The 6,488-nt window shown below is 67.4% G+C and carries 7 protein-coding genes and 1 pseudogene; 3 read left to right on the plus strand and 5 right to left on the minus strand.

The annotated features are described in order from the left end of the window. Positions 1 to 190: 190 nt before the first annotated feature. Complete coding sequence (locus IE109_RS32610) at positions 191 to 523, plus strand: hypothetical protein (RefSeq protein WP_189554977.1); 333 nt, start codon at positions 191 to 193, stop codon at positions 521 to 523. Between the two features lie 188 nt (positions 524 to 711). Next, complete coding sequence (locus IE109_RS32615) at positions 712 to 1,308, plus strand: transposase (RefSeq protein ID WP_373297815.1); 597 nt, start codon at positions 712 to 714, stop codon at positions 1,306 to 1,308. On the opposite strand, the gene IE109_RS32620 is transcribed toward IE109_RS32615, so the two are convergent. The 5 genes and pseudogenes from IE109_RS32620 to IE109_RS32640 all read right to left on the minus strand — a co-directional run bounded on the left by IE109_RS32620 (position 1,223) and on the right by IE109_RS32640 (position 5,511). Next, positions 1,223 to 1,795, minus strand: a complete 573-nt coding sequence (locus IE109_RS32620) for a GNAT family N-acetyltransferase (protein WP_189554978.1) — start codon at positions 1,793 to 1,795, stop codon at positions 1,223 to 1,225. The two genes, IE109_RS32615 and IE109_RS32620, sit on opposite strands and share 86 nt — an antisense overlap. Before the next feature lie 223 nt (positions 1,796 to 2,018). Further along, positions 2,019 to 2,687: a hypothetical protein gene (locus tag IE109_RS32625; protein ID WP_189554979.1), complete on the minus strand. Its 669-nt coding sequence runs from the start codon at positions 2,685 to 2,687 to the stop codon at positions 2,019 to 2,021. Between the two features lie 607 nt (positions 2,688 to 3,294). Continuing rightward, positions 3,295 to 4,272: pseudogene (locus tag IE109_RS32630) on the minus strand (helicase associated domain-containing protein); the annotation flags it as partial. A 68-nt stretch (positions 4,273 to 4,340) separates the two neighbouring features. Then, positions 4,341 to 4,814 carry a hypothetical protein gene (locus IE109_RS32635; protein WP_189554980.1) on the minus strand — a complete coding sequence of 158 codons (474 nt, stop codon included), beginning with the start codon at positions 4,812 to 4,814 and terminating at the stop codon, positions 4,341 to 4,343. Between the two features lie 145 nt (positions 4,815 to 4,959). Continuing rightward, a complete protein-coding gene (locus tag IE109_RS32640) occupies positions 4,960 to 5,511 on the minus strand; it encodes a hypothetical protein (protein WP_189554981.1) in 552 nt (183 codons plus the stop codon). A 93-nt stretch (positions 5,512 to 5,604) separates the two neighbouring features. Here IE109_RS32640 and IE109_RS32645 point away from each other — a divergent pair, with 93 nt between their 5' ends. Beyond that, complete coding sequence (locus IE109_RS32645; protein WP_189554982.1) at positions 5,605 to 6,375, plus strand: transposase; 771 nt, start codon at positions 5,605 to 5,607, stop codon at positions 6,373 to 6,375. The last annotated feature ends 113 nt before the right edge of the window (positions 6,376 to 6,488 follow it).

Genomic DNA, 6,488 nt, shown 5'->3' on the forward strand with positions numbered 1-6,488 from the left:
CCGAGCACTTCCTCGCCTTCACCAGCATCGCCTGCACCCTGATCTGCTACCGCAGGCTCGCTAAATGAGATGATGTCTAAGAGAGGTGTTTCGGGTGGCCATTTCGGCGAAGCGACCCCTACGAACCGGGGCTCTGTGATCTTCTTGCCGCCGATCCCCGGTTGGGGAACAGTGCGAACGGAGGACTCTTATGACTTTCAAGAAGTGGGTCAAAAAGGCCTGCTCGGTAACCGCGCCCATGGCGGCCTCGGCCATGCTGGTTGTCGGCCTGTCCACGAACGCCCAAGCTGCCACCGGCACCCTTACCTGGCAGGCAGCCCAAGGCCAACAGTGGACCTGGCGCAACCCGCCGAGCGGCACGTGCAGCAACTTCGGCGGCAACACGGTCGCTTACAGGCCCCACAACAACACAGGGGAACGGCTCACCGTGTACACCGACTTCGGATGCTCCGGCTCCAAGGCGGAGTTCGGCCCCGGCGCCTACACCACAAGCTGGACCCCGTACTACAGCTTCAAGTACTAGGCGGCGTCACGTCGGTCACGCCTGGAACCAGATGAGTGTGCTGGCCAGGGGTCCCGCGGCGGCCTGAGTTACGGTCCGTGGCAGACGGTCTATGGGCTTTTCCGTCGCTGCAGCGTGACGGTGTCTGGTCGGCGGTGTTGACAGGGCTGCAGGCCCAGGCGGATGCTGCTGGCTTGATCACCTGGGACGTGAGCGTCGACTCGACGATCTGCCGGGCTCACCAGCACGCTGCCGGTGTCCGACGGGACGGCCAGTCCCAGAAGGAACCACCGGGCGGCCACCAGGCTGAGCCCGACGACCATGGCCTGGGTCGGTCCCGCGGCGGCTGGACCACGAAGATTCACCTGGCCTGCGAACAGGGGCATAGACCGTTATCGCTGCTGGTCACAGCAGGGCAGCGGGGAGACAGCCCGCAATTCACGGCCGTGCTGGAGGCAATCCGGGTTCCTCGTCTCGGCTTGGGCCGGCCACGGGTTCGTCCAACGCGGGTGTGGGGCGACAAAGCGTATTCGTCACGTGCGAACCGTGCCTATCTGCGTCGGCGCGGGATCCGCTGCACAGACCGGAGCCTTCCGATCAGGTCGGCCACCGCAAACGCCGGGGGACGGGCGGCTGGCGGCCAGCAGGGGCGCTGTCCGCTCCCATACCGCATCCGTCAGCTCACCCCGACCCACCACAAGATCAATTATCAGACAGGACCTAGCGGCCATCCGTCGGCGTGGCCGTCGGGTGCCACTCGCGACGGAGAAGGCCGAAGACCCAGGAGTCGGAGACGTCGCCGTTGACGACGCAGTCCTCGCGGAGGGTGCCCTCGCGGACGAAGCCGAGCTTCTCCAGGACCCGGGCGGACGCCACGTTGCGGGTGTCGGTCTCGGCCTGGACGCGGTTCAGATCCAGGGTGTCGAACGCCCACCGCAGGACGGCGTGCGCGGTCTCCGTGGCGTAGCCGTGGCCCCACGCGGCGGCGTCGAAGGCGTAGCCCAGGGAGGCGCTGCGGAAGTCCGGGTTCCAGCTGGTCAGGCCGCACCAGCCGATGAACGCGCCGTCGGAGAGGCGGTCGACGGCCACCCGCGCTCCCGTACCTTCCTCCTCGATCGTCCGGCAGATGGCGATGAAGCGCTGGGCGCGGGCCGGTTCGGTCCACGGCGGAGAGTCCCAGTAACGCAGCACGTGGGCGCTGCTGTGCAGCGCGTAGAGCGGCGCCGCGTCGGCGTCGGTGAACGGCCGTAGTCGCAGGCGGGCGGTGTGCAGTTCGGGGGTAGGCAATGTCATGCGGAGCATCCTGACTCGTCACGCTCACCCCCGGCCATCCGTTTTTCCAACGCACCCCACCAGCAACCTTTTCGTGCCAGTACCTGGGAGAGGTCTACTCCCCGGCAAGCCGCACTGCGCGGTCAGCAGCGCCAGCGCGGGCGAGGCGCTGTGGGAGGCGACAGCCGGGTCCCCGCCGCCTGCCCCACTCGGCGGTCGACAGCCGCCGCAAGCCGTGTTGTTGTTACTGGGAGAGGCGTGAGGTTCGCAGGCTGGGGAAGTCCACAATCTGCGCAGCGGGCGTGGAGTTCCCGGGAACCACCAAGTCGACCGGCATGTGAAGTTGATAGAGGTCGCCTTGGGCTGGGAAGGACGGAAGGTCGGCAAGGAACTGGACGGGACTGGCTGACTCCAGCACGACGGAAGGCTTGCCCGTCTCGTCGATCGTCATGGTCACCGGGATCACGTCCATCTCCTGGTACCCGCCCTCCGTGCGGCGCAGGAGGCTTCTCGGATCAGTGTCGATGCCCTTCAGCTTGATGGTGATCCGATAGCGACCGTCCGCGCTCTGGCCTTCGACGTGAAAGCCGGTGGTCTTCAGCCGGACGCTGATACTGGGGTCCCCAGCGGGATCGGGTTCCACTTGCTGGGTGAGGGTGCCCTTCAGGTTCAGAGCGACGAGGCCCGCGTTGAGTTCGATGCGGGTGTCGGTCGCCTCGAGCTCTGAGGAGACGACACTTCCCACAGGGGGCATCGAGGCCCTGGCCCCCTCAACGGCGGAGGCAGCCGGCAACGGGACGGCGGGCGCGCCTTCGGCCAGGGCGGTGGGGGCGAGCGCTGCCCCGCCGAACAGCAAGACCGCGAGCGTGACCAGGGTGCGGCCCGCTCGGCCGCCGGCAGCTGCTGTACGCATTTCTGTCATGTTTGATCAACGACCGACCCGGGCGGCCGACACGGCACTCCGTATCGACGCGAAGGCAGACACCCGTGTCGACCTGCTGACTGTCCCATCGGCCCAGGAACGCAGCCAGACACCGCGAACGTCCGCCCCCAGCACGGAACATCCGCCACTGCAATCAGATGATGCTGCCGGTCACGGCATGCCGTCGGTAGCCCACCCCCTCGTAGCCCCGATCAGGCTGCCAGTGGCCTCTGCACCAGATCAGCCGGGTACGGCGGGTGGCAGTGTCGACGGCCGCGGAGACAGCTTTCACCCAACCGTCGATGACGATGGTCTCCTCCCCCCGCTCGGCTGTGACCCGGGGGTGGGTCAGCGCGTCCACTATGTATGAACAACACCAAGCGCGTACTTGCCACCCTCGCCCTCGCGGGGGCCGCACTGGCTATGACCGGGACGGCCCACGCCGCGGCGGGCGCCGAGGGCGCAGACAACCGCACCACAGTCGCTCCGGGGGAGGGGGCCGGCAAGCTCGAACTGCTCCTTCCCTTCCTCTCTGGCTTCATGGGCGGCGGTGTGCCCCCCGCTTCCCTGATCCTCGGCCTCCCCGTCGGCCCTCCAGCCGGCGGCCCCTCCACAGTCCGATGTCGTCGGCGTCGAAGACGACGCCGGGCTGGATGTCGGGCAGCACTCCACCAGGCTCGTCCTGGGCGAGGTCGGCGAGCACCGTGTAGTGGTGTTGCCAGTTGAGTGGCCAGGGGCAGTTCCAGTCCTCGTCGATCGCGGCCAGCTGCTGTGCGCGCTGCGCCGCCCGTTTCGGGTCTTTGCCCAGGCCGCCTTTGCGGCGGAGGTTGGCCATGTGCTGCCCGACCGAGACCATCGCCTCACCTTCGCCCCACACGGCGTCCTGCCGCGGCGCGAGGTGCCCCATGGCCCGCCGGTAGGACCGCAGAGCGGCGAGCTCGTTCTCCCACGCCTCCTCACCCGGCTCCCACACCAACCCGGCCTCCGGCGCGTCCAGCAGCACCTTGCGCCGCTCCTCCAGCGCACCCGCCCGCAGCGCCTTCCTCTGCTGATGCACCCACCGGCCAAGCGGAAACGCCTTCGTCGCCCCGACCTCGACGTCGTAGGGAACGGCGTAGAGGCCGGTGATCTCGTTCTCCTTCCGCCAGCGGATGAGGGCCTGGTAGCCCTCCAGCCACACCAGCGACTCCGGCCGGTAGACCCGGGTGCGCAGGAACGCCGCGATGGTCGCCGTGTCGCGCGGGCTGGAGAAGTGGAGCAGGGCCGCTTCGGCAGCGGAGTCAGTGTCGTCGTCGTGCTCCTGGTCCTCGCCGTCGCCCTTCCCGCCGGCCCCGACGATCCGCCCGTCCTCGTCGCGCCGGACGTGGACCTTGTGCTTGCCGTGGGTGGGGGCGCGGGAGGCGAGCTGCTCAACCAGGCGCTCATCATGCGAGCGCAGGCCCTGAAGGACCGCTACAAGAGGGCCGAACGAGGCGCTGGCGACCATGTCGGTCGGGTCCTCGTTCGGCGCCAGGAACACCGGCACGATGACCCTGGCCACCTTGGTGGCTCCGTCCTTGTTGAGCCTCAGCGCCCGACGGTGGACGATCGCGTTATTCCCCAGGGGTAAGTTCACGTAAGCCCCCGGGGCCCTGGTCTGTGAGGCTAGGTTGCGCCGGGCAGTCCCAGGGCGACCAGGAGGGCTGAGGAGAGTTCTGTCGCGAACGGGGCCGACCCGGTGAGTGTCTGCCGGATGGCTTCCTCGTCGGGCGTCAGTCCCGCGGCGGCCGACCAGGCGAGTGCGCCGGCCACGGCGGGTTCGATGGGGAAGTGCTCCAGAGGTATCTCGTAGCTTTTCGCCATCTCGCGGTTGAGCAGACCCTCCCAGCTGTTCCCGTCCGGCGTGAGGGCCTCGATGAAACCCACGTCGCTGTCAAGGAAGGACACCATGACGGCCGGTTCCCTCGTTTGCTCGACAAGGTTGGCAAGGCTGCGCCGTCCGGCGTCGGCGAAGTCCGTGACCTGCCAGTTCTCCGCCAACGTCTCCGTGTCGTCGATGCCCGTGAAGCCGGCTGCCCGCATGAGCTGGTGCAGTTCCCCCGTGGGCCGGGTCGTCAATGATCCGCCTGAATTTCCCATGGCCCGCAAAGTAGCGGATGCCTCTGACAAGCCAACTCGTGCCCCTGAGGCGTCGTCGTGGGAAGCCGGGACGGCGGACCCTAAGGGCTGTCCCGCAATGATCTTGGCTCCGAGTACGGAGCAGCCTGAAGAGCCGGTGAGGTGCTCAGCCGGCGGTTCGTGAGGTGTCCAGGGACCGGGTGAAGTCTGCGAGTGCGTGGAAGTCGTTTTCCCGTAGGCCGATGCGCGGGTTGACGTGGTGGAGGAGCCCTGGCCCTTGGTGATGGGCGTTCACGTAGGTCTGATCCAGCTCGCTCTGCTCGTCATCCACCCAGGCGAAAGGACGGCCGCCTGCGTAGTTCACCAGCGGCCCGGTCTTCCAGTGGACTCCATCGGGGCGTTCTTGGAGCAGGACGTCGCCGAAGTCGACGAAGGGAAGTTCCGGCAGACCGAGGACTGGTGCGATCCACCGGTTGGCGTCGTCCATCCATGTGGTAGCCCAGCACAGCTCGAAGCCGAGCTGGAGCAGGAGTCGTCCGTGCTGTGGGTTGAGCCAGACACGCAGGGGGTGTCGTCGGGACGAAAGGCCCCTGTCGTCCTCATGGGCGTCGTTCCGGGGGACTCGGATTGTGGTGTAGCCGTCGGGTCGCCTCTCCGGCTTGGCCGCGTAAGGGTTGAGCGGCCCGTCCACGTCAAGGAACAGCAGCGGTCGGTTCACGGTTTCCCCCGGTCTTGCTCACTGTGGACTGCCCCGATCAGCGTAGCTGTGGGATTGTCTCGGCATTGGGCCGGCCTGAGTGATGATCATGATGTGGCGAGTGTGATCACGGCATCGGAGCCGTCCTGGATAGCCCCGTTCGCGGGTCTGAGCCCGCGCTGTTTCGGCAAGCTGTTGAACATGCTGCGGCGCGATGGAGCAGATGTGGTGCACCGAGGCCGGCCGTGGAGCCTACCGCTGGAGGACCGGGTTTTGCTGGTCACGGCCTACTGGCGTACCAATCTGACGTTGCGGCAGCTCGCTCCGCTGTTCGGCGTCTCGAAGTCCACGGCCGGCCGGGTCATCAACCACCTCGGGCCCCTGCTGGCACTCCAGCCCCGCAAGCGGTTCGCCAAGGACACCGTGCTCATCGTGGACGGCACCCTGGTCCCCACCCGCGACCACACCGTCGCCGAGCGTTCGAAGAACTACCGGTACTCCACCAACCACCAGGTCGTCATCGACGCCGACACCCGCTTCGTCGTCGCCCTCGGCCGGCCCCTGCCAGGCAACCGCAACGACTGCAAGGCATGGGAGCTGTCCGGTGCAAAGGCCGCCGTTGGCAGGGCAACCGTGATCGCTGACGGCGGTTACCGCGGCACCGGCCTGATCATCCCGCACCGCCGGGAACACGGTCAGGCCGAACTACCGGCCTGGAAAGAGGAGCACAACGCTTCCCACCGCAAAGTCCGGGCTCGCGTCGAGCATGCCTTCGCCCGCATGAAGGAGTGGAAGATCGTCCGCGACTGCCGCCTCAAGGGCGAGGGGGTTCACCACGCCATGCGCGGCATCGCTCGCCTCCATAACCTCACCCTCGTCGGGTGAGACACAGCGCCGCTGGTCGATTGGCACGCCGCAGATCATTTACGGGACAGCCCTTAGACTGTGTCCTACATGGTCAGTTTGAGGAACCGCTTGTAGCAGCAGAGGGCGGATGC

The organism is Streptomyces lavendofoliae (genome assembly GCF_014649735.1).
In the GTDB taxonomy this organism is placed as follows: Bacteria; Actinomycetota; Actinomycetes; order Streptomycetales; family Streptomycetaceae; genus Streptomyces; species Streptomyces lavendofoliae.

Coding starts and splice junctions, on each gene's coding strand:
- IE109_RS32610 (WP_189554977.1), top strand. CDS start 191: ATGACTTTCAAGAAGTGGGTCAAAAAGGCCTGCTCGGTAACCGCGCCC.
- IE109_RS32625 (WP_189554979.1), bottom strand. CDS start 2,687: ATGCGTACAGCAGCTGCCGGCGGCCGAGCGGGCCGCACCCTGGTCACG.
- IE109_RS32620 (WP_189554978.1), bottom strand. CDS start 1,795: ATGACATTGCCTACCCCCGAACTGCACACCGCCCGCCTGCGACTACGG.
- IE109_RS32635 (WP_189554980.1), bottom strand. CDS start 4,814: ATGGGAAATTCAGGCGGATCATTGACGACCCGGCCCACGGGGGAACTG.